At 51.1% G+C, this 22,576-nt stretch carries 21 protein-coding genes; 17 read left to right on the plus strand and 4 right to left on the minus strand.

The genetic code is table 11. From position 1 onward, the window contains the following. The first annotated feature begins 455 nt into the window (after window positions 1–455). From V3851_RS12465 to V3851_RS12520, 12 genes are all read left to right on the plus strand, one after another. Window positions 456–1,481, plus strand: coding sequence for a LacI family DNA-binding transcriptional regulator (locus V3851_RS12465; protein WP_331846861.1), 1,026 nt, complete (start codon window positions 456–458; stop codon window positions 1,479–1,481). A 17-nt stretch (window positions 1,482–1,498) separates the two neighbouring features. After that, a complete protein-coding gene (locus V3851_RS12470; protein WP_331846862.1) occupies window positions 1,499–1,741 on the plus strand; it encodes a PfkB family carbohydrate kinase in 243 nt (80 codons plus the stop codon). Further along, complete coding sequence (locus tag V3851_RS12475; protein WP_331846863.1) at window positions 1,678–2,421, plus strand: ribokinase; 744 nt, start codon at window positions 1,678–1,680, stop codon at window positions 2,419–2,421. Before V3851_RS12470 ends, V3851_RS12475 begins: the two co-directional genes overlap by 64 nt. 170 nt (window positions 2,422–2,591) lie before the next feature. Then, on the plus strand, window positions 2,592–4,106 hold the full coding sequence (locus V3851_RS12480; RefSeq protein WP_331846864.1) for a sugar ABC transporter ATP-binding protein: 1,515 nt from the start codon (window positions 2,592–2,594) through the stop codon (window positions 4,104–4,106). Next, window positions 4,103–5,065, plus strand: coding sequence for an ABC transporter permease (locus V3851_RS12485; protein WP_331846865.1), 963 nt, complete (start codon window positions 4,103–4,105; stop codon window positions 5,063–5,065). The genes V3851_RS12480 and V3851_RS12485 overlap by 4 nt, the downstream gene beginning before the upstream one ends. A gap of 5 nt (window positions 5,066–5,070) precedes the next feature. After that, on the plus strand, window positions 5,071–5,997 hold the full coding sequence (locus V3851_RS12490; protein ID WP_331847059.1) for an ABC transporter permease: 927 nt from the start codon (window positions 5,071–5,073) through the stop codon (window positions 5,995–5,997). 20 nt (window positions 5,998–6,017) lie between these two features. Next, on the plus strand, window positions 6,018–7,061 hold the full coding sequence (locus tag V3851_RS12495; RefSeq protein ID WP_331846866.1) for an autoinducer 2 ABC transporter substrate-binding protein: 1,044 nt from the start codon (window positions 6,018–6,020) through the stop codon (window positions 7,059–7,061). A gap of 26 nt (window positions 7,062–7,087) precedes the next feature. Further along, complete coding sequence (locus V3851_RS12500) at window positions 7,088–7,597, plus strand: ureidoglycolate lyase (protein WP_331846867.1); 510 nt, start codon at window positions 7,088–7,090, stop codon at window positions 7,595–7,597. A 36-nt stretch (window positions 7,598–7,633) separates the two neighbouring features. Next, on the plus strand, window positions 7,634–8,944 hold the full coding sequence (locus V3851_RS12505) for an ArgE/DapE family deacylase (RefSeq protein WP_331846868.1): 1,311 nt from the start codon (window positions 7,634–7,636) through the stop codon (window positions 8,942–8,944). A 46-nt stretch (window positions 8,945–8,990) separates the two neighbouring features. Further along, window positions 8,991–9,722 carry a glutamine amidotransferase gene (locus tag V3851_RS12510; protein ID WP_331846869.1) on the plus strand — a complete coding sequence of 244 codons (732 nt, stop codon included), beginning with the start codon at window positions 8,991–8,993 and terminating at the stop codon, window positions 9,720–9,722. Window positions 9,723–9,999: 277 nt separating this feature from the next. After that, window positions 10,000–11,331, plus strand: a complete 1,332-nt coding sequence (locus V3851_RS12515; protein ID WP_331846870.1) for an enhanced serine sensitivity protein SseB — start codon at window positions 10,000–10,002, stop codon at window positions 11,329–11,331. Between the two features lie 146 nt (window positions 11,332–11,477). Further along, a complete protein-coding gene (locus V3851_RS12520) occupies window positions 11,478–13,151 on the plus strand; it encodes a ribonuclease J (protein WP_331846871.1) in 1,674 nt (557 codons plus the stop codon). A 182-nt stretch (window positions 13,152–13,333) separates the two neighbouring features. Here V3851_RS12520 and infC read toward each other — a convergent pair whose 3' ends face one another. Then, window positions 13,334–13,849, minus strand: a complete 516-nt coding sequence (infC, locus tag V3851_RS12525) for a translation initiation factor IF-3 (protein ID WP_331846872.1) — start codon at window positions 13,847–13,849, stop codon at window positions 13,334–13,336. A 27-nt stretch (window positions 13,850–13,876) separates the two neighbouring features. Beyond that, window positions 13,877–13,996, minus strand: coding sequence for an S-layer homology domain-containing protein (locus V3851_RS12530; protein ID WP_331846873.1), 120 nt, complete (start codon window positions 13,994–13,996; stop codon window positions 13,877–13,879). A gap of 149 nt (window positions 13,997–14,145) precedes the next feature. Between V3851_RS12530 and V3851_RS12535 the strand changes: the two genes are divergently transcribed. The 5 genes from V3851_RS12535 to V3851_RS12555 all read left to right on the plus strand — a co-directional run bounded on the left by V3851_RS12535 (window position 14,146) and on the right by V3851_RS12555 (window position 18,901). Next, window positions 14,146–14,634, plus strand: a complete 489-nt coding sequence (locus V3851_RS12535) for a pyridoxamine 5'-phosphate oxidase family protein (protein WP_331846874.1) — start codon at window positions 14,146–14,148, stop codon at window positions 14,632–14,634. Between the two features lie 153 nt (window positions 14,635–14,787). Further along, a complete protein-coding gene (locus V3851_RS12540) occupies window positions 14,788–15,288 on the plus strand; it encodes a MarR family winged helix-turn-helix transcriptional regulator (protein ID WP_331846875.1) in 501 nt (166 codons plus the stop codon). Between the two features lie 129 nt (window positions 15,289–15,417). Next, complete coding sequence (locus V3851_RS12545) at window positions 15,418–16,317, plus strand: 3-hydroxyacyl-CoA dehydrogenase (protein WP_331846876.1); 900 nt, start codon at window positions 15,418–15,420, stop codon at window positions 16,315–16,317. 163 nt (window positions 16,318–16,480) lie between these two features. Then, on the plus strand, window positions 16,481–17,614 hold the full coding sequence (locus V3851_RS12550; protein WP_331846877.1) for an SGNH/GDSL hydrolase family protein: 1,134 nt from the start codon (window positions 16,481–16,483) through the stop codon (window positions 17,612–17,614). A 234-nt stretch (window positions 17,615–17,848) separates the two neighbouring features. Continuing rightward, window positions 17,849–18,901, plus strand: coding sequence for an NAD(P)/FAD-dependent oxidoreductase (locus V3851_RS12555; protein WP_331847060.1), 1,053 nt, complete (start codon window positions 17,849–17,851; stop codon window positions 18,899–18,901). A 51-nt stretch (window positions 18,902–18,952) separates the two neighbouring features. Here the strand turns inward: V3851_RS12555 and V3851_RS12560 are convergent, their stop codons facing one another. Next, window positions 18,953–20,809: a sialate O-acetylesterase gene (locus V3851_RS12560; protein WP_331846878.1), complete on the minus strand. Its 1,857-nt coding sequence runs from the start codon at window positions 20,807–20,809 to the stop codon at window positions 18,953–18,955. A gap of 107 nt (window positions 20,810–20,916) precedes the next feature. After that, window positions 20,917–22,377 carry a glycoside hydrolase family 1 protein gene (locus V3851_RS12565; RefSeq protein ID WP_331846879.1) on the minus strand — a complete coding sequence of 487 codons (1,461 nt, stop codon included), beginning with the start codon at window positions 22,375–22,377 and terminating at the stop codon, window positions 20,917–20,919. Between the last annotated feature and the right edge of the window lie 199 nt (window positions 22,378–22,576).

The raw sequence follows: 22,576 nt of genomic DNA on the forward strand, positions 1-22,576 counted from the left end.
TTCGCTCGACATGGGCCAATCCCCATTGATGTAAGGAACCGGTCCTGTTTTTCACTTGGCCTTTTCTAACGGGTTTATCAATCGGGGCTTATTCGGTTGTTTCTTCAAGCCTGTCCATCGTTTATCTTCGGGCAAATGGATCCCGAACTGGCTGATCCCCCGGCAAACGATGTTGTTCACAATTATATGTAAGTAAATATAACATGAAAATAGGGATATATAGCCCAAAAGGCAAAAATTAAGCGAAAAACCTAACACCGTGATGTGATATTAACAAATGAAAACGCTTTATAATCAATTTTTCTTAAAAAAATTGTTGAAAACTGACGTGATATCATCTAAAATGAGATTAGAAATTGCGTAAACGTTTTTACAATAGTCTTGTTTTAGATTTTATACTTCCTTTAATTAAAAGGGGTATATTATGTAAAAACGTTATCGCAAAGTTGGGCTGAATGGAGAGGGTTGTCACGGAAAAAGACATCACAATTAAAGATGTTGCCAAACACGCGAACGTATCGGTAGCCACGGTCTCCCGGGTGTTGAACGGATTGGACCGGGTAAGCGAGTCAACGCGAAAAAGGGTGCTGAAGGTGATTGATGAATTGAACTTTGTGCCCAATACGATGGCGGCGTCGATGGTCAAAAAGAAAACGAACATGCTGTCGGTGGTCGTGCCGGAGATTCAAAATCCTTTCTATACGGCTGTTATCGGCGGGACGGTGGAAGTGGCGAAGAAGGCAGGCTTTTTTACGCTTGTTGTATCCACCAACGGGGATGAAGCGGAAGAAGCGGAGTTCTTTGAAAGTTTTCTTAGCAAAAACGTGGACGGCATCATTTTGATCGGAACGCACAAGGAAGCGGAGTTTTACCGGACCATCCGCAAACCGACCGTTTTGGTGGACCGCTACATAAACAATAGCGGCCTTGATGGGGTGATGATCGATAATTATCGCGGGGCTTATGAGGCGACCAGACATTTTTTGGAATATGGCCACGAGCGTATTGCCATTATAGACGGGGCTCATGATTTCAATGACGGCAAAGACCGCTATTGGGGTTACCAGCAGGCTATGGTCGAATTCGGAGTGACTCCCGATCCGAAATACCACAAGCAAGGCAGTTGGTTGGAGGAGAGCGGATACCGGTCAACCGTCGAATTGATGCAAAGCGAATACCCGCCGACGGCGATTTTCGCGGCGAACAACTTGATATGCCAGGGAGCCATCAAGGCGTTCCGCGATCTGAAGCTTGATATCGGGGAAGACATCTCCCTCATCGGCTTTGACGAAAATGAACTTGCCCAATTTGTGCAGCCGAGGGTGACTGTCGTCCGCAGACCTACTCATGAAATGGGGACCCAAGCGGCGGAGATGCTGATCCAGAAAATTAAGGAGAATGATGCGGACCAAAGCAACCCTAAAAAAGTGGTTTTGGATGTCGAATTAATGAAGCGCGGATCGGTTAAAAAATTGAATTAGCCGAAGGAGGGATTAGGATGGCCAATATTTTGGTGATTGGCAGCATGAATATGGACATTGTAACCCAAGTTGATCGTCATCCGATTCCCGGGGAAACGGTTCAAGGACAAGGAACGCGATTTTATGCCGGCGGCAAGGGAGCGAATCAGGCGGTTGCGGCCGCCCGGTCCGGGGCTTCGGTGAACATGGGCGGAGTTTGGGCGACGATTTCTTCGGCCATGAAATCCGCCATCGATTGGCCGAAACGCGGATCGGTTTAGAGCATGTTGTAAGCAAGCCGATCATGACGGGGATGGCATTGATTACGGTGGATCATCGGGGAGAGAACAACATCATTCTTTCGCCGGGAGCCAACGGGGCATATGGCGCGGAGGATGTCGCGAGCCTGGAGCTTTCGGGATATGACGCTATTTTGCTGCAGAATGAAATTCCCGGCGGCACGAATCGGGCCGTATTGGAGAAGGCGAAACATGCCGGGATTCCGGTTTTTGCGAATCCAGCCCCTGTTGCCGGCTTTGAGCGTCAACACTTAGCGTCGATCCATTTTTTGATCTTGAATGAAATTGAGGCTGAAGCGTTGACCGGGGTGAAAATTAAGGATGTCACCCAAGCCCGGCAAGCCTGCGGGGAAATTGTTAAACGTGGAGTGAAAGGCGTCATTGTAACGCTTGGCGGCAAAGGATCGTTATATATGGACTCCGGCGGTTTAACGATCACTACCCCTGCTTATCGCGTAGAGGCGGTGGATACGACGGCGGCAGGCGATACGTTTATAGGAGCTTTTGTTTCCAAATATTTATCCGGAGAAGGGATGGAATATTGCCTGCTTTATGCCACAGCCGCTTCTGCGCTGGCCGTCTCTTCATATGGTGCGCAAAGTTCTATTCCGGAAGAAGCGCAGGTTCTTGAATTTATGTCGGGAAATAGAGACCTTCTTTGAAAGAAGACAAGCGAGATGAAAGAGCCAGGCCATAGACTCCGGCAATCATCTTTCTTGCGGGACCTATCATAAATATACGCTTTGACCAATTAACGTTGAGTCTTATTAAAGTGCGCCTAAAATTTGCTTAAGTTTAACCAGTCGGAGCTTCGTGAAAAGGAGGGGGAACGATGAGTCAACCGGTTTTGTCAATGGAAGGGATCAGTAAGGAGTTTCCCGGTGTGAAGGCGTTGGAAGAAGTCGATTTCAAACTGTATCCGGGCGAGGTTCACGCTTTGATGGGAGAAAACGGGGCCGGCAAATCCACTTTGATGAAAATTTTATCCGGCGTCTACGCTCCTACCCAAGGGGTGACAAGGCTTAAAGGAAAGGATGTCGACTTCCGTAATCCCCTTGATGCGCAGCAGCAGGGCGTATCCATCATTCATCAGGAGTTCAATCTGTTTCCCAATTTGTCCGCGGCGGAAAATATTTTTATAGACCGTCCGGAAATGGTTGGCCGGTTCGGCCGGATAAACTGGTCGAAAATGATCGGTGAAGCGCAAAAACTGGTCGATTCGATCGGCGGCGGCGGGATCGACGTTCGCAAGGAAGTACGGCATCTCGGCGTTCACAGTCAACAGGTTATAGAAATCGCCAAGGCTTTATCGTTCCGGGCGGACGTATTGATTATGGACGAACCTTCGGCGGCGCTCCCGGAGAATGAAGTGCAAAAAATGTTTGACGTGGTAAAGCGGCTGAAGGAACAGGGCGTGGCCATCGTCTATGTCTCTCACCGGATGAAAGAGATATTTGAAATTGCCGATGTGGTGACCGTATTGCGGGACGGCAGGAAAATCGCTACGCAGAAGATTGAAGAAGTTACCGAACAATCTTTGATTCAAATGATGGTCGGCAAAGAAGTCAGCCAGCTGTACCCTGTCCGGTCGATGGAGCATCGGGAAGAGACGGTGCTGGAGGTGAAGGGATTGTCGCTGGACGCCGCCCATTCGATTTCATTCGCTTTGAAAAAGGGCGAGATCCTGGGGCTTTTCGGGTTGCCGGGTTCCGGCTCTCATACGGTCGCACAACGGCTTTTCGGGTTGAAGAAAGGCACGGGCGAAATTGAAGTCAACGGTGCTCGCGTGCAAATCAACAGTCCCGGTGACGCCAAAGCGAAGAAAATTGCCTATGTCCCGCCGGATCGTCACCGCCAAGGAATCATCAAACCGATGTCGATCCGCCAAAATTTAAGTTTCCCCATGCTGCCCCAGCTCTCCAAAGGTCCGTTCCTGGACAGGGAACGCATCGGGGAGATGAGCCGGTCCTACATGGAGCGGCTGCACATCAAAGCGACCAGCGATCTGCAAAGCGTCGATTTTCTGAGCGGCGGCAACCAGCAGAAAGTCGTTATCGGCAAATGGCTGGCGACCGAACCGGAGATTCTTATTCTCGAAGAACCGACGCGGGGGGTGGATGTCGGAGCGAAGGCCGAAATCTACAATATTATTCACCAATTGGCGCTGAGGGGGCTGAGCATATTGCTCATTTCTTCCGAAATGCCGGAGGTCATTGGCTTAAGCGACCGGATTTTGGTTCTGCATAAGGGAGATCTGGTTTATGAATTTGGACACGGGGAGGCGGATCAGGAGCAATTGCTGAAGCGCGCTTCTAATCCGCGGACGATGAAAGGAGATGCCGTATGAAACGCATATCGAATGTCCACGAAGCTCCTATCATTTTTTTTACGCTAGTGGTAGGCATCCTGTTTGCTATAATTTCCCCCAATTTTCTGCAGATGGGCAATGTGATGCAGATTTTGGAGCAGAATATCTCCACGTTTATCGTTGCCATCGGTATGACCATGGTGATCCTGCTGGGAGGCATCGATTTGTCGGTGGGTTCGGTGTTGGCGCTGACCGCCACTTCCGTGGGGTTGTTTCTAAGCAACGGAATGCCTCCTTGGCTCGCTTCCTTGCTCGGAATCGCCATCGGAATCGCATGCGGCGCGTTTAACGGGTACTTCATTGCGGTCATGAACATCCCGGACATTATCGTCACCCTGGCTACGATGTATATCTTCCGCGGTTTGGCGGTAGGCATCAGTGGGGGAACATGGATGACCAATTTCCCCGAGCCATTTCAATTTTACGGTCAAGGCCATATTTTAGGGATTTCATTTCCTCTGATCGTCGCCGTTATCCTCATCATCAGTTTTGCCTTCCTATTAAAATTCACCCGCTTCGGTAGAAGAATCTACTCCATCGGCGGCAACAAAGCAGCGGCGAAGCTGGCGGGAATCAGCCTTACGAAAACCAAGTTCATGGTTTATGTATACAGCGGAATGCTGGTCGGCATCGCCGCCGTCATATTCGCCTCGAAGGTGGGGAGCGTACAAGCTTCCACGGCCGGCAATAGTTTGTCCTTTGAAGTGATGGCCGCCGTCTTAATCGGAGGCGGAAGCATATTTGGCGGAATCGGCACCATCGCGGGAACGATGATCGGCGTGCTGCTGATGGGGCTTATCAAAAATGGCTTGGTCATCGTGAAGGTGTCTCCGTTTTGGGTGGATGCGACGACCGGATTTCTAATCATTCTGGCCATTGTCATCAACACACTGCAATACGTAAGACAAAATAAACGAAAGGAGGGTGATTTGATTTGAGCACCGTGGCCAAATTATTTCACTTCGGGTCCAATAAATTGTTGGTTCAGCTTCTTTTGTTGGTTCTCATTATCGTCTTTTTCAGCTTCATGTCCCCTTATTTCCTGTCCTTCACCAATTTCATGAATGTCCTGAATCAGATGGTGGAGATCGGTCTTATCGCCATCCCGATGACGATGATCATCATCTCCGGAGCCATGGATCTGTCCGTCGGATCGATTCTCGCCTTCTCCGCGGTTTGCATGGGGCTGGCGTACCAGGGCGGGCTGAATATTTGGCTCAGCGTTATCCTGGGGCTGGCGGCGGGTGTGTTGTGCGGAAGCGTCAACGGCTACCTGATTGCCCGGCATCGAATGCAGGCGATCGTGGTGACCATCGGTATGCTCGTCATGCTTCGCGGCCTCGTCTATGTGTTGAATGAAGGCAGGCCGATCAGCGGTTATCCGGACGCCTTCTACTTTCTCGGGCAGCAATCCGTATTTGGAATTCCTTTTAATGCGCTTTTCCTGGCGGCTATGTTTTTGATCGCAAATTTTGTCATGAAACGGACGCGATTCGGCACGTATGTGTACGGCATCGGAAACAACGAGGAAGCGGTCCGATACTCCGGTATATCCGTAGTCCGCATCCGTTTCATCTTATTTATGCTAAGCGGATTGTTCTCGGCTTTGGCTGGTGTTTTCCTAGTGTCCCGTCTGGCAAGCGCAGAAGCGACATCAGGTACAAATATAGAGCTTGATGTAATCACGGCAACATTAATAGGAGGCACGCATATTTTCGGCGGAAGGGGGAGTCTTGCGGGAACGTTTGTCGGGTTGCTCATTATCGTGTTTTTGCGTAACGGCCTGAATTTAATGGGGGTATCCGTGTTGTATCAAGCGGTAATACTCGGCGTTCTGCTGTTGTTCGCTGTCGGAAAACAAAAAGCATAACTAAATTGGAGGGGAAAGAAATGAGAAAAATCGGTATGACGTTAATTGCTGGCTTATTGGCGGTAAATCTGGCTGCTTGCGGAAATTCGGGCGGCTCCGGAGCCCAGGAAAACGCGGGAAACGGCGGAAATTCGGCCTCATCGTCGGCCGGTTCGAGATCGTATTTCATGAATCCGAAATCGATTGGTCCGGCGTATTGGGCAGCGGCGGAAAAAGGAGTCAAGCAAGCGGCGGCGGATTTAAACGTGGAAGTCATTTATAACGCCCCTACTGAGGCGGACTCTTCCAAGCAGATTAACATGATCCAGGATATGTTGACCCGACAAGTGGACGGCATTGGCGTTTCGCCAAATGACGCTCAAGCGGTGGGCCCGATATTCAAAAAGGCGGCCGACCAGGACGTCAAAATCGTCACCTGGGACAGCGATGCTCCCGATACCGACCGTCAATATTATGTTGCACCGGCTACCGACAAGGAAGTCGGAGAAAAAATGGCGCAAATCATCGCCGAGGAAATCGGCGGCAAGGGCCAGGTCGCGTTCATGGTGGCCGGTCTCGGATCCCAGAACCAAATTGCAAAATCGGATGCGTCGAAGGCCTATTTGGAAGCCAATTATCCGGACATTGAAATCGTGACGACCGTATCCAGTGACGACGACCAGCAGAAGGCCTACGCCAATGCGCAAAATTTGATTAAAACGTATCCGGATCTGAAAGGCATCATCGGATTTGCGGGCGGCGAAACCCCGGCTGCGGGCGAAGTCGTCGAGCAAGCGGTAAAAGCCGGCACATTGGAAAAGGGGCAAGTCGCCATTACCGGAATCGCGGTTCCCAGCGTGGTGACCAATTATATCAAAAACGGCACGATTAACACGGTCGTTATTTGGGATCCGGGAAAACTCGCATACACGACCGTTTATGTTCTTGACCAATTGGCACAAGGCAAGGAGATTACGGACGGCATGGAAATACCGACGGTCGGCAATGTAACCGTGGACGGTCCAAACATCTTTATCGGCATGCTTGAAATCACGAGCGACAACGTGGACGACTTTGACTTCTAACCGCAAATGAGGAGGCTTAACAATTAATGCAGCATAGGATTAACGTGGAAGAGCTAACGGAAGAGGCCTTTCGGCCCTTCGGAAAAGTGATTGATCTTCCTTCCGCCGCTCCGTCCAAAACGGGAGACGGATGGGATTGCTGGAGTTATGTCCAAATGTTGGACGTTGATGTGCCGGTCGGCGCAGGTTTGGTCGTCACAAAAGAAAGGGAATTTCAAGTCGCCTCCATGGAGCGGCATGTGAGCCGGGAGGAGCTGCTGCTTCCTTTTGACAAGGAGATTATTCAGCCGGTGGCGCTGTGCGCGAATATCGACGACCCTGACGAATGTCCCGACCCACTCTCGGTCAAATGCTTCAAAATTAAACCGGGCCAAGCGATCATTTTAGGCCGCGGGGTTTGGCATAGTCCGGCTTATCCGGTTGTAGGCGATGCCCGTTATATGTTTGTTATTGAAAAAAAACAGGACAAGTTTGGCGACGAAATGATCAAGCCATGGGTCGAATTCAAAAACGGAGACATTGTACAGTTCGGATAAAAGAAGCGGTTTTGAAAAAGAGGAGGCTTGGGACCGATGAATCAACAGGAACGAATCATGCAGTGGATTGACGGCCATCACGATGAAATTATTGAATTTTTGCAGCAATTAATCCAAATTCCCAGCGTGAATCCATGGTTTTTTGAGGAAGCCGCACCGTCCAAGGAGAAGGACGTCCAGGAATTTATCGCCAAGAAGCTGTCAGGATTGGGCGCGGAAATCGAAATGTGGGAACCGGTGGCGGATGATCTGAAGCAATATGAAGGGATGGCCGGTTATTACCCGGGAAGAGACTTTAGTGGAAGACCGAATTTGGCCGCAACTTTTGGACAAGGAGCGGCGGGAAAATCGCTGCTGTTGTTCGGACACATCGACGTGGTCAAGGCGGGATCGAAGTGGACGGTTGATCCTTTCGGCGCCGAAGTGATAAACGGGAAGCTGTTTGGCCGCGGCGCAGTTGATATGAAAGGCGGGGTCGCCGCCATGATTATGGCGGTCGAAGCGATTGTCCGCAGCGGAGTCAAGTTGAAAGGCCCCGTCATCGTGGGTACTGTCGTTGACGAAGAAGCCGGCGGCATGGGGGCGCTCGATTTCGTCCATCACGGTTACCGCGCGGACGCGTGCATCCTGACCGAGCCGACCTCGCTGACCATCGCCCCTTTGTGCAGAGGGATTTTGTGGGGCAAATTAAAGATCCAGGGCCGCAGCGGCCATATCGAAATGCCGCAAACGGACTGGCAGGCTGGCGGAGCGGTCGACGCGGTCAAGAAAGCCAGATTATTTCTGGATCAATTTGATCTTTTGAACGAGGATTGGGCTGTTCGCAAAACCCACCCGCTGCTCCCGATCCCTTGCCAAGTGCACGTCGCCCAGTTCAATGCGGGAGAGTATCCGACGTCGTTCGCCAACCAGGCCGAAATCGTGTTTAACGCGCAATATTTGCCTTCGGAACGGGATGAGAAGCTCGTCGGCGGCCATGTGAAAAAAGAACTGGAGGAATTTATCCATAACATTGCCAAAACGGATCCTTGGCTAAGCGAAAACATGCCGGAAATTGAATGGATGGTGGATGCGGATTGCGCGGAAACGGAAGTATCGCATCCGTTTGTCCAAACTTGCGTTCAATCTTTGCAAGCGATCGGTCTGGAAGGAAAAATCGAAGGTTTGGGCTTTCACACGGATATGGGCTGGCTGGTGAATGTCGGGATACCCACTGTCAATTTCGGTCCGGGAGACCCCCGGCTTGCTCATCACAGCGACGAATTTACGCCTGTGGATGAAGTGATAGACGCCGTCAAAATGATAGCCAAAACCATTCTGGATTGGTGCGAAACGGAAGAGGCGTAACGAGAAGGAATAACGGACGATGAGCTAAAGCGGAGGTGTCATTGTGATGAAGCTATTATTTATCGGTGAATCCTGGATCATTCACATGATTCATACGAAAGGATTTGACAGTTTTACATCGACGAAATACGAAGAAGGAGCCACTTATCTGCTGTCCTGCTTGCATGAAGAAGGCGTTGATGTTACTTACATGCCTTCCCACGAAGTGCAGGTACGTTTCCCCAAAACGTTGGAAGAACTTCAGGCGTATGATGCGATTGTGCTGAGCGACGTGGGCGCGAATACCTTCTTGCTGCAGAACCCGACATTTTACCAAATGGAAATGTTGCCTAACGGACTCGAGCTGATCAAACAGTTCGTTTCCGCAGGCGGGGGACTACTCATGATCGGAGGATATCTGACGTTCATGGGGATCGAGGGGAAGGCGAACTACCGGAACTCCCCGCTGGCGGAAGTATTGCCGGTTGAAATGATGCCTGGGGAAGATCGTGTGGAAAAGCCGGAAGGCATTTCTCCGATTGCTTCCCGATCCCATCCGTTGATCGATTCGTTTGGAGCTTGGCCAAAGCTGCTTGGCTATAATAAATTGATCACGAAGCCGGGGGCGGAAGAAATATTGAGTCATGAAGGCGATCCGATTCTTGTCCTGGGGAAATACGGATCGGGCAAAACGGCGGCTTTCGCAAGCGACTGCGCGCCGCACTGGGGATCGCTGGAATTTGTGAACTGGCAGCATTACTCGGCGTTTTGGGGAGATTTGGTTAAGTATTTAAAATAGCTTTCCCATCCAAAAAAGAGGGCCGTTCCTCAGTCATCATAGATGACTGAGGACGGCCTTCTTTTCATTTCGTCAAACAAAAAGAAACCACTCGTTGGTAAAATGGAAGTACTCTCGACCGTTACCCTAATACTCATAAAAGCTGCCGTGGACGCCAAAAACCACCTTATTTTGCTGATCAGGGTGTTCCAAAATTTACCCTGGGGCCCCCTCTTCCTTTCCCTTTCCGGTCAACAAAGATATAATAGGGCAAACGGACGAGGAACGGAGTGACGATATGGACGAAGCAAGAAAAGACGAGATCGGCAGAAGGTTTCTGCTGAGCAGTGAGCTGCCCTTGGATGAATGCCGTGAGCTGGAGATTCAGGAACTCATCTTTTTAATTGATTCCGCCAAGCATTTTAAGGAGCAAGGAACCTTCGACGGTGAACAATTGGAACAAAGAAAGAAGGCATTTTACGACCTGCTGAAAGAAAAGGTTATAAATGCCAAATCGTTATATATAGCCTATGACAAAAATACGAACTATCCGTACATGGATGCGGAGGACCGGATCTGGATGTTTTCCAAGAAAAAGTATGCGGCTCATGCGAGGGATTATTTCATGCAGCAGCTCCTTATGCTTGACATGAAAAGAGTTGCCGGAGATGACATCCTGAAGGCATTCGCCGAGCTTCATAGCCTCGGAATACCGAAAATCATTATCGATAACGGCCAATATCATATCGAGATCGACCGGGACGAGATTTTGCCGCCGCCGGACTTCAGCGGAACGCCGGAGATCAGCATTCCCGTCACCAATCCCGATTTGCAGCGTGCGCTGATCCGCTTTTTTCAAACCGCGTACACCCAAAATAACTTCGAAGGAAAGCAGCAGGTCCTTCAGGAGTTAGAGGATCAAATGATTGATGAGGTTGTCCGCGCGAAGTATTTGCTGCCTATGCAATTGAAGGAGCAGGAGCCTGCACCTCCCGATGAACAGGGCAAGAAAACCTTAAAGGAAGGCACCGTCATTCAATTCGCCGTATTGGGCGGCGAGGGAGAAACGACTTGGCTGCCGGTGTTTACGGACTGGACGGAATTCGAGAAGGCTTTTGACAAAAGCGTATGGAGCAGTAACATCGTATCCTATGATGACGTGTTGAGAATCTCCGAAAACATGGATGGAATCATCATTAACTCCAGGGGGATTCCGCTGACCATCGATGACAAGAATAAAGAGCGGATCGAAGCGTACAGAAGGGAATCTGGCGAGTCGAAAGCGGAAGCCGTTAAAGAAGTTACCGTCGAGAAGGACACGCAGGTCCTGCTTGGCGAGCCCAAAGTATATCCCGCCGAAATGATCAACGCCGTTAAATCCTATATGAAGACGGAGAAAAGGATTAAAAAAGCTTACTTGCGGCTTATGATTAAAGATGGCGAAATGAGCTATCTGATTATCGTGGACTTGGACGGAGGAGATGAGAAAGAGATCTTTAACGCAATCTCCGCCGCCGCAACTCCCCATTTGAACGGCATGATCCTTTATATGATGGGCATAGAGGACTGGGCCGATCAAGTGCAGGAGGTCGAACCATTTTATAAGAAGAAAAGATTCGGATTATTTTAATAAATGCACGACCCGCCGGGAGCCGTAAGGCAACAGGCGGGTTTTCGCCTTTTTGGCTCCATTCAACATGTGTTATAATAAAGGGAAGTGACTGGTGCGGATCTTTTGAGTTTGATTGTATAATCGTCGTCAAATAATTTAGGAGGATGAATTTGACTAAACAAAAGCTATCCATTTTTGCCTTGGGCGGCGTAGGCGAAATTGGGAAAAATATGTATGTGGTGCAATACGCGGATGATATGGTGGTTATCGATTGTGGTTCGAAGTTTCCCGATGAGGAATTCCCGGGGGTCGACCTGATCGTGCCCGATATTTCTTATTTGATTGAAAACCGGGACAAGGTCCGGGGGGTTATCATAACCCACGGCCATGAGGACCACATCGGCGGATTGCCTCACATCTTGAAACAATTGAACATGCCCGTCTATACCGGCAGACTTACCATGGGCCTCATTGAAGGCAAATTGAAAGAAGCCGGCCTGCTCGGTTCGACGGAACGGATCTTAATTCATGAAGATTCCGAGGTTCAACTCGGAACGATAAAAGCGTCATTTTTCAAGACCAATCATAGTATTCCGAATTCTCTGGGAATTGTGCTTCATACTCCTGAGGGAGTTGTCGTGCATACCGGCGATTTCAAATTCGATCATACGCCCGTAAACGACCAATATGCCGACCTGCACCGGATGGCCGAAATCGGGAAGAACGGCTTGCTGGCCTTGCTTTCGGAAAGCACGAACGTGGAGCGTCCCGGGTATACGCCTTCCGAGAAGAGCGTCGGCGTCAATCTCGTAGAAGCGTTTCGCAAAGCGCGTCAGCGTGTCATCGTCTCCACGTTTGCTTCTAACGTCCATCGGCTGCAGCAAGTGATTGAAGCCGCGGCGGCGTCGAACCGCAAATTGGCAACGATCGGGCGCAGTATGGTGAATATGATCTCCATCGCCTCCGAACTCGGATATTTAAACCTCCCGGACGGCATGCTGATCGAGCCCGGAGATGTAAACAAGTATCCTCCGGAGCAAGTAGCCATCTTATGCACCGGCAGTCAGGGAGAGACGATGTCCGCCTTGTCCCGCCTGGCCCGTTCGAATCATCGGCAGGTCGAGATTCTTCCCGGAGATACGGTTATCATTTCCGCCAACCCGATCCCCGGCAACGAGAGGAGAATCGGCCGGGTCGTCGATGAGCTGTTCCGGCTTGGGGCCGACGTGATCTACGGTCCGGGTTCCCAGACGGGAATGCATGTGTCGGGCCATGCCAGCCAGGAAGAATTGAAATTGATGCTGGGGTTGATGCAGCCGAAATATTTCATCCCGATCCACGGCGAGTACCGGATGCAGATCCGGCACCGTAAGCTGGCCGAGACGATGGGCGTCGAGAAGGACAATATCTTTCTTGTCGATATTGGAGAAGTGGTGGAAATCGAAGGCGGAGCAGCCCGTAAAGCGGGCAAAGTGAAGTCGGGGAATACGCTGATCGACGGTTTGGGCGTCGGCGATGTCGGCAACATCGTGCTTCGGGAGCGAAAGCAATTGTCCGAGGACGGGGTGATGATCGTCGTTGTTACCGTCGGGAAGCAAGCAGGAGCGATTCTGTCGGGACCCGATATCATCTCCCGGGGCTTCGTGTATATCCGCGAGTCGGAGGGCTTGCTGGATGAAGCGACCCGGGTGGTGGCGGCGACCATTAACCGCCTGATGCAAGACAACGTAAATGAATGGGCCGCGCTCAAATCGGGCGTGAAAGAAAATCTGGGACGATTTTTATATGAGAAAACCAAGAGGAAACCGATGATTCTTCCGATCATCATGGAAGTGTAATCCAATTAAACCAGTCCACTTATCATAATCCCCCTCGGAAATTGAGGGGGATTGTTTTTTTATAGTTATTTTCTAACAAGGATTTGACCGCCTCCCGGAGACAGGAGAAAGCCGGTATTGGCTTAACCATAGGACATTATTATGATATCTCAAAAAGAGCACCCGATCGGGTGCTCTTCAATTTATCGCGGATTGACTCTCACCTGCGATCCTTTGCCGCTGGTCTGGATGCCGGTATCTTTGACTCCGGCTTCCTTCAGATCGGCGAGCAGCCGTTCAAGCACCGCCTTGGCTGCAGCCGCTTCCTTCGGTCCGGCGGACTTCACGACCAGCTGCACGGGCTTGCCGGAGCGGAGATGCTTCTCCGCTTGACGCAGCTTCGTGTCGTAATCATGCTCCTCGATATGCGCGGTGAAACGCAGCTCTTTGGCTTTTTCCGTGCCGCCCTGGCCTGCTCTGCGCTTGGCCTCCGCCTTACGGCCGACCGCTTCCTTTTGCGCCAGGGCCTTTCCTTTGCCCTTGGCGACCAGACTGCAGGGCGGCGGACTGCTCATCAGCGAGGTGCAGACCAGATCCGCTCCGGCGGACCTGGCCATTGCCAGCGCCTCCTGTTTGCTGACGATTCCGAGGCTCTCGCCGTGAAGTCCGGTGAGCACTACCTCGGCTGCCTTGATCTGTTCATTCATTAATACGGCCACTTAACGAATCCTCCTACAAACTTTACTTTATATTAGTCCCGATTTTTGCAACAGACGCTCGATGATTACGGTGACTTCGGCCCGGGACATGTACTCCTGCGGCGCAAGCGTGTTATCGTTTCTGCCGTCGATGACTCCGGCCGCCACGCTGTCCGCGATGCTAACTTACAAATAATTATAATTTTTATATAAAAATAAATATAGCTAAAATTTGGAATAGACAAATGATTAGCCCGGACCGATTTTGTTTAAAATAACAGCAATTGTTCGTTGAATAAAAAATGAGGTGATCACCCATGGCGACAAATGCAAAAACGGCACACGAAGAAGCGATTGAAACGGTCAGGGATTTGATTAAGGGCATCGACACCGCCATGCTAACGACAGTAACAAAGGAAGGCCTGGTGTCCCGTCCAATGAAGACCCAGGAGGTCGAGTTCGACGGCGATCTGTGGTTCCTGACGATGAAGGATACGTTCAAATACGAGGAGCTGAAGCAAAACCCGCACGTAAATGTGTCTTACGTGGGCAGATCTTACGTATCGATCCGTGGACAAGCGGAACTCGTGGATGATCGGGCCAAAATCAAGGAGCTGTGGAATGCGGCTTACGAGAAGCTGCTGGATACCAACAGCGATGATCCGAATCTGGTATTGATTAAAGTGAAAGCGGAAACGGCCGAATACTGGGAAACCGGCAATCTGACCAAAGTGGTCAAGCGCCTTTTCTCCAAATTGACGGGGACGGAATCGGAAACGGAACTGAACAAAACCGTTGATTTGTAATAACGGGAAAACGATGAAGCTTCGAAGAGCCTGCCTCATGATAGAGAGCGGTTTCTCGGGGCTTCTCTACTATTTTATTCCTTTGACTGAATATAGTTAATTAGTTTATTATTAAAAGGTAAATTAAAATTTTAAGTAAAACTGGAGGGTCCAATGTTCCACTTCCTGCATGCGATTGCTCGTTACTCTGGTGAACTGAATCTTTCCGAAGCGGAATACAAGGCGGGCCGGGTGCTGGCCGATTTGTTTTTTCTGACGGGTGAAATTCAGCGGTATATGGAGAAGCGTGCGCGGGAATTCGGCGTTTCCTACGGCCAGTATATTTTGCTCTGCGTCCTCCGCCATCAGCCGGACCGGCAATCTTCTCCGTCCGTGTTGGCGGATGCATTGAAAGTAAGCCGGGCGGCCGTGAGCTCGATGATCGAGGCTCTGGAGAAAGCCGGGTTTATTTTGCGCAGACTGGATGAACGGGACCGCCGGGGCATGGTTATTTCCCTGACGGATGCAGGCGATAGAAAAGTGGAGGAGATGACCCCCCAATTCCTCTCGTTAATGACGCGGTTCGTATCGGAATTCGAAGAATCGGATGTCGACGATTTATTGCAAAGCTTGGCCAAGCTGAAGAAGGGATTCGATAAAGGCGAGGGGAACTGACCGGCCGGCAGGAGTGAGAATATTTCATGCTTGCTGCGCAGAAGCTACGGAAATATACCCGGAATATTATAAATGCAACTTACGTAAGCTCACTCGAGGCTTTGATAAATTGAAAAGGGAGAGTCCATCATGAATTTTAAAAACATAACCGTTGCCGGCAGCGGCGTACTTGGAAGCCAAATCGCATACCAAACGGCCTTCAAGGGGTTTAATGTAACGGTATACGATATTAATGATGAAGCACTGGAACGCGCCAAGGAAAGAATCCAAGGGCTGAAGCCGCACTATCAACAAGATTTGGGCGCCGCTCAAGACGAAGTGGATCAGGCGTTTAACCGTATTACATTTCATAGCGACCTGTCTAAAGCGGTAGCGGAAGCAGATCTGGTAATTGAGGCGGTTCCCGAGGTCGTGCAAATCAAAACTGATTTTTACACGAAATTAGGGCAAGTGGCTCCCGAGAAAACGGTGTTTGCCACGAATTCTTCCACCTTGCTGCCAAGCCAATTTGCCGCAGCCACGGGCCGTCCGGCCAAATTCCTGGCGCTGCACTTTGCCAACGAGATCTGGAAAAACAACACGGCCGAAATTATGAAGCATCCGGGGACGGATATGAGCGTGTTTAATGAGGTGATCGCATTTGCCAAGGCGATCGGCATGGTTGCCCTGCCGCTGCATAAAGAGCAGCCGGGCTATATTCTAAATTCTTTGCTGGTTCCTTTGCTGGAAGCGGCCCAACAGCTTCTGGTCAGAGAAGTGGCCGACGTCGAAACGATCGACAAGACGTGGATGGTGGCGACGGGAGCGCCGCAGGGACCTTTCGCCATTCTCGATGTGGTCGGCATTAATACCGCCTATAACATCGGGAACGCCAAAGCCGAAGCTACCGGCGATCCGGAGTTCAAGAAGATTGCCGAGCTTCTGAAAACGGAGTACATCGATAAAGGCAAACTCGGCAGAGCCACGGGCGAGGGATTTTATAAATACCCGAATCCGAGCTTCCTGGAGCCGGACTTCTTGAAAGAGTAATTTAAAGCGAAGCCATCTGTAACGGATATCAAAAAGAGCAATGTCCCTATATCGACAAGGGCTATTGCTCTTTTTTCATCCGGAGATTCGGTATTTTGCCGCCCGGTTATTTCAGCTAAAATGGAGTTGCCATCTTTATTTGAATATCCCGGAGGGGAATAAATTGAAGGACAATAAGAAATTGCGAATGTATGCGCTGTCGGAGATCGAGCATGTCAAAATTCACGGCAGAACGGCCGGGAACCGGTCGCCGTTGGCGTTATTTTGGACAGGCAGCGGGATCGAGCTGAACGCGAAGGGCTCCGAGTTATGGGTCGAAGTCGAGGTGGACTACCGCATGTATGAGCCTTGGATCAGCATACTCGTCAATTCCGTGCCCGTAAGCCGGCAAATGCTGACGGCGGGAAGGTACTGGGTTTGTGTTTTTAGAGGGATGGACGAAAACAAAATAAAAAACGTACGGATTGTGAAAGACGTGCAGGCCATGAGCGGGGACACGGACTGCGTCTTGAAAATTCACACCTTGAAATTCGATGGAGTCTTCATGCCGGTCCCTGATAAGCCGTACAAAGTCGAGTTTATCGGCGATAGCATCACCTCGGGGGAAGGGGCGATCGGAGCCAAAACGGAAGAGGACTGGATTCCGATGTGGTTCAGCGCGGTACATAACTATACGGCTATGACCGCGGCGGCTTTAAACGCCGATTACCGGGTCATTTCCCAAAGCGGCTGGGGCGTACTGACCGGGTGGGACAACAACCCGCATTCGAACATTCCCGATTATTACGAACAGGTCTGCGGTTTGCTGGCCGGAGAGAACAACAAGGCTTTGGGGGCGTTTGAAGAACATGATTTTGCCTCCTGGCAGCCGGATGTCGTGGTCGTCAATCTCGGGACCAACGATGGCGGAGCTTTTAACTCCCCGGAATGGAGCGATCCGGCGACCGGAGAGACGCACAAGCAACGGCGAAACGAGGATGGCAGTTACCGCGAGGAAGACCTGGAGGCATTTGTGCAGGCAGCCTGCGCGTTCTTGGTCAAACTGCGAAGGAACAATCCCAAAGCACATATCATCTGGGCTTATGGCATGCTCGGCATCCCGATGATGCCGGCGATTTACTGTGCCGTAGACCTTTATATGAAGAGTACGGGGGATCAGCGGGTTTCCGTATTCCAACTGCCGAATATGACCGAAGAAACGGCCGGCAGCCGAACCCATCCCGGAGCCATGGCTCATGAACACGCAGCCAAAGAACTATCCGGGTATATTAAGGACATTTTGGCGAGCAAAATATAAAAGAATAGTTGAAATAGGCCGGGCTCCGATGACCAAGGGTCCGGCTTATTTTTCCGTCAACATCGTTCATTTTATATCTAAATTTTAAATAATAATGATTTTCATTCTCAATTAGTGGTGATACAATGGTCTTATCTCAGTAACATGAAAGATTTGGGTACGCTGGCGCTGGAGCCCGAAAATCTGGCCGGCTATGCTGCCGGAATCGAATATGGAATGAAGGAGAGAATGACCATGGAACAAAGCATATTCGACGTTACCATCATCGGCGGAGGACCCGCGGGACTGTATTCCGCTTTTTATAGCGGCTTGCGTGAAATGAGAACGAAACTGATCGAGTTCCAGCCTTTTCTGGGCGGCAAAGTCAATGTTTATCCGGAAAAAATGATCTGGGATGTCGGCGGCCTGACGCCGGTGACCGGGGAACAGCTGATGCGGCAGCTGATCGAGCAGGGACGGACCTTCCACCCCGAAGTCGTCCTTGGAGAGAAGGTTACCTCCATTACGCGCGGGGAGGATCGCATATTTACTTTGCATACGGCGTCGGGGGTCGAGCATTATTCCAAAACGGTCATTCTTGCCATTGGCGGCGGCATTTTCAATCCGACGAAGCTCGACATCGAGGGAGCCGAACGATTTGAAGTGAGCAATTTGCACTATACGGTCAAATCGATCGGCCGTTTTAAAGACAAGACGGTGCTGATCTCCGGCGGAGGCAACACGGCGATCGATTGGGCGAATGAGCTTGCCCCGATCGCCAAGAAGGTGTATTTGACTTACCGCAAGGAAGTGCTGAAAGGCCATGAAGCGGAAGTGTCGAAGCTGATGAAGAGCCATGTGGCATGCCTGCTGAATACATCGATTGAGAAGCTGATCGGGGCACCGGACCGGGAGGCGATCCATAGCGTGCTTCTGAAAAACAACGAGGACGGTTCCACGGTCCAGCTGGAGGTCGATGAGGTTGTCGTCAGTCACGGGTATGACCTGGATAAGGATTTACTGGAGAACAGCGAAGTGAAAATCGCGATGAAAAATGAATACGGTATCGAAGGAACTCCGTTGAGCGAGACTTCGGTCGCGGGGATCTATGCCGCGGGCGATATTCTGGCCCATGAAGGCAAGCTCCATCTCATCGCGGGAGCATTCCAGGACGCGGCGAATGCCGTAAACCGGGCCAAGCAATATATTACGCCGGAGGCCGAAGCTTACGGAATGGTGTCTTCGCACAACGATATGTTTATCGAGCGAAACCGGGAGCTGAAGAAGCAAATCTTTATGTCTTTATAAAAATTTTAAAGCCTGGAGAAGAGAACGGATCTTCCCCAGGCTTAACCTTTGTTATTTGCCTGTGCTAAACGGCGAGGCCGGAAGGCCTTCCTGATTGTACAGATTCGCCTGCGCGGGATTGTTGGCCCAAGCGTACCGGACATGGACGGGCTGCTGGATGTGGTCGTGCGTAACAATGACGGTGTCGCCGGAAATGGCGGCTTGCGCCGGAACGAACACGCCGTCCGGCCCGCAGACCGTGAACCCTCTAAGCTCGCCGCCGCCCTTGGCGACCAGCCCGCTTCCGGTGTGGTCGAAGCGCAAGCGTACGCCATCCCCGGCAAGCTCCATCTCCTTGAACATCGGGCCGCTGTGGACCAGATTATCCTCGCCATAAGCCAATTTGCGGGCGCCTAGCGCTAAGCGCTGGCCGACCGTTTTCTTGTCCTGCGGATGCAGGTCGTTATATTCGCCGACATCCAATGTAACGGCCATCGCGGTGCCCGGAATCAGCAGCCCTTTGCGTTGTTCCTCGCGAAGCTCGGCCCAATTGGTTTGAGAGTCGTCCTCTTCCCCCAAATTGGCGAGCTGCGTAAAGATGAACGGGAATTCCCCGATCCCCCACTGGCTGCGCCAATCCGCAACCAACGCCTCGAACAGCTTGCTGTATCCGGCAGGGCGATCCGTATTGGACTCGCCTTGGTACCATAACGCCCCTTTGATCCGATAATTCCGCAGAGGCGAGATCATAGAGTTATATACTCCGGTCGGCTTATATTGAAAAAAGGTCTGCTGCTGCATAGCTGCGGTAACGGCGCCGACCCGGTATTTCCACACGCCGCTGAGGTCCATTTCCTGTCCGCCGGCCAGCAGTCGGTAAGGCATATCCTTCACGAAGGCCCCTGTGTTGTGGGTGCTGATGACGCGCACGGCAATTGTATTTTTGCCGGGCTTTAATAGGCCTGTGGGAATCGGGTAGCGTCTTGGCGGATACATATAACCGGTATTGCCGATGCAAACCCCGTTAATATAAGTATCATCCGCATCTACGACCGTCCCCAGCTTTAACCGGGCTTCGCCTAGAGTCATGGACTCGGGCAGATTGATTTCCTTGCGGAACCAGACACTGCCCCGGACGTGCTCAAGCTCGCCGCCCGCCCACGAGCCCGGAAGCTCGAAGTCTTGCCAATCCGCGGTATCCCACGATTCGTTATACCAGCCTTCTTTTAAACCAAGGTCGGTGTTATTCAGACGGGCATACCAGGCGTTGCCCCGCTCTTCGTCCGCCCTCTTGGTAGCGGTTACATAATGATCATCTTTGCATTGCTCCAGAACGTCATCGTATCCGCCGATGCGCCGGATCGTCCCTTCGCTGATCCAGGCCTCGATCGGCGTTCCGCCTACCGCGGTTAGAATCAAACCGACAGGGACCCGGTATTTTTCGTGGATTTCCTTGGCAAAAAAGAAACCGGCGGCGCTAAAGTTCAGCACATCCCCAGGAGTGGCGGCGATCCATCCGCCTCCCGGCAGCTCGCTTTGCGGAGCGTGAAAATTGTAGCTTATCGGCATCGAGAACTGGCGAATCCATGGGAAATGGACGTCCTTCACCTCATCCGCCAGCAGATCGAGGGTTCGGCGGACCGGCAATTCCATATTGGACTGGCCGCCAAGCACCCATACGTCGCCGACGAGAATATCCCGGATGACAATTACCTCGCCGCCGGCCGAGATCGTCATCTCAAACGGGCCGCCCGGCTCCGTCTCGTCCAAATGGATCCGCCAGTCCCCGGCGGAATCGGCTGACGTATCGTATTTTTTTTCGTTAAAACTAATCTGCACGGCTTGATCGGCCCCGGCTTTACCCCAGATGCCGACTTTTTCGTTTCTTTGCAGTACCATGCCGTCGCTCAAGATGCTGGATAAAATCATGGTTCTCCACCTTTCAGAAGGGTAGCTCAGTTATATATTGATTCTACTGCTACGCGGCTATTTCCTTCTGTATAAAGGCACATATATTACGCGTAAAATGACGGGCCTTACAGTTCTTCGCCGTTGGTGGCGATGACCCGCTTATACCATTCAAAGGAATCCTTCTTGCTCCGTTTCAGCGTCCCGTTGCCTTCATCGTCCTGGTCGACATAGATAAATCCGTAGCGCTTGGACATTTCGGAGGTTGACATGCTGATGAGGTCGATCGGCCCCCAGCTCGTATATCCGATCAAATCCACGCCGTCGGCGATCGTTTCTTTCATCTGCTCGATGTGCCGGCGCAAATAGTCGATCCGGTATCCGTCATGGACGGAACCGTCTTCTTCGACTTTATCATAGGCGCCAAGACCGTTTTCCACGATAAATAGCGGCTTGTGGTAACGGTCATAGAAATGGTTAAGCGTAATGCGCAGGCCGGTCGGATCGATCTGCCAGCCCCAGTCTGAGGTTTCCAGATAAGGGTTTTTCACGCCGCCAAATAAGTTGCCTTCCGCCTTTTCCCCATTCGGATCGGCGGAGATGGTCAAGGACATGTAATAGCTGAAGGAGATGAAATCGACCGTGTGCGCTTTAAGAATTTCGTCGTCTCCGGTTTCTTTGCGAACAACGATATCGTTCTCGGCAAAATAACGTTCCATATAACCCGGATATTCACCGCGGGCCTGTACATCCGTAAAGAACAAGTTCAACTGGTTCTCATGTAAAGCCTTCAATACGTCCTTGGGGCTGCAAGTCGCCGGATAGCTTTCCAATCTGGCCAGCATGCAGCCGATTTTGGCTCCGGGGATGATGGCATGGCACAGCTTTGTGGCCAGCGAGCTGGCCACAAATTGATGGTGGAGCGCCTGATAAATCGTCTGGAGCTTATTGTCCGCCCGGTCGATCACAACGCCTCCCGCGGTAAACGGGCTGACGGTCATCATATTAATCTCGTTGAACGTAATCCAGTACTTCACTTTGTTCTTGTATCGGGTAAATACCGTTTCGGCGTAACGGGTAAAATGGCCGATCGCCTCGCGGCCGGCCCAGCCGTTATATTTATGCGTCAGACCGAGCGGGGTTTCATAGTGGGAGAGCGTCACCAGCGGCTCGATCCCGTATTTATGCAGCTCATCAAACACATGGTCGTAAAATTGCAAGCCCGCTTCATTCGGCAGCGCGTCATCGCCGTTCGGGAAGATCCGCGCCCAGTTGATCGACAGGCGGAATACCTTGAAGCCCAATTCGGCAAACAAGGCGATGTCTTCTTTATAGCGGTGATAAAAGTCGATGCCGTAACGTTTCGGGAAACGTTCGTGATCCAGCTCACCGGCCAGAATCTTCTCGATTTGCCGCGAGGTAATTTCTATGGCATGGCCTTCCGTCCGTTTCTCTTTGGGAACATAAACGACCATATCCGCACTGGACAAGCCTTTGCCGCCTTCGTTATATGCGCCTTCCAGCTGATTGGCGGCCGTAGCCCCGCCCCATAGGAAGTTTTGCGGGAATCCTATTATTGCTGACATCATGCACTACCTCTTTCTTGAAATGTTGGTTACCGCCGCCGTCATCAGCTCCCAACTTAGGTATTGCCCAAATGAACGGTCATAATCCTTAATTTGATATTAGAATAGCTGAATATTAAAGTTAGTGTACTCCACACTCATTCCACTATTTATAGCGTTTATAGGAAAAATATACGTAAAAACAATTTAAATTTGATATTTT

The sequence above is a fragment of the Paenibacillus haidiansis genome, from assembly GCF_036553665.1.
GTDB lineage: Bacteria > Bacillota > Bacilli > Paenibacillales > Paenibacillaceae > Fontibacillus > Fontibacillus haidiansis.

Bases quoted from the DNA above. Each gene is read 5' to 3' on its own strand.
- V3851_RS12510 (WP_331846869.1), top strand. From the start codon at position 8,991: ATGAAGCTATTATTTATCGGTGAATCCTGGATCATTCACATGATTCAT.
- V3851_RS12500 (WP_331846867.1), top strand. From the start codon at position 7,088: ATGCAGCATAGGATTAACGTGGAAGAGCTAACGGAAGAGGCCTTTCGG.
- V3851_RS12520 (WP_331846871.1), top strand. From the start codon at position 11,478: ATGAATTTGACTAAACAAAAGCTATCCATTTTTGCCTTGGGCGGCGTA.
- V3851_RS12495 (WP_331846866.1), top strand. From the start codon at position 6,018: ATGAGAAAAATCGGTATGACGTTAATTGCTGGCTTATTGGCGGTAAAT.
- V3851_RS12560 (WP_331846878.1), bottom strand. From the start codon at position 20,809: ATGATTTTATCCAGCATCTTGAGCGACGGCATGGTACTGCAAAGAAAC.
- V3851_RS12470 (WP_331846862.1), top strand. From the start codon at position 1,499: ATGGCCAATATTTTGGTGATTGGCAGCATGAATATGGACATTGTAACC.
- V3851_RS12555 (WP_331847060.1), top strand. From the start codon at position 17,849: ATGGAACAAAGCATATTCGACGTTACCATCATCGGCGGAGGACCCGCG.
- V3851_RS12545 (WP_331846876.1), top strand. From the start codon at position 15,418: ATGAATTTTAAAAACATAACCGTTGCCGGCAGCGGCGTACTTGGAAGC.
- V3851_RS12465 (WP_331846861.1), top strand. From the start codon at position 456: ATGGAGAGGGTTGTCACGGAAAAAGACATCACAATTAAAGATGTTGCC.
- V3851_RS12565 (WP_331846879.1), bottom strand. From the start codon at position 22,377: ATGATGTCAGCAATAATAGGATTCCCGCAAAACTTCCTATGGGGCGGG.
- V3851_RS12515 (WP_331846870.1), top strand. From the start codon at position 10,000: ATGGACGAAGCAAGAAAAGACGAGATCGGCAGAAGGTTTCTGCTGAGC.
- V3851_RS12485 (WP_331846865.1), top strand. From the start codon at position 4,103: ATGAAACGCATATCGAATGTCCACGAAGCTCCTATCATTTTTTTTACG.
- V3851_RS12505 (WP_331846868.1), top strand. From the start codon at position 7,634: ATGAATCAACAGGAACGAATCATGCAGTGGATTGACGGCCATCACGAT.
- V3851_RS12480 (WP_331846864.1), top strand. From the start codon at position 2,592: ATGAGTCAACCGGTTTTGTCAATGGAAGGGATCAGTAAGGAGTTTCCC.
- V3851_RS12540 (WP_331846875.1), top strand. From the start codon at position 14,788: ATGTTCCACTTCCTGCATGCGATTGCTCGTTACTCTGGTGAACTGAAT.
- V3851_RS12535 (WP_331846874.1), top strand. From the start codon at position 14,146: ATGGCGACAAATGCAAAAACGGCACACGAAGAAGCGATTGAAACGGTC.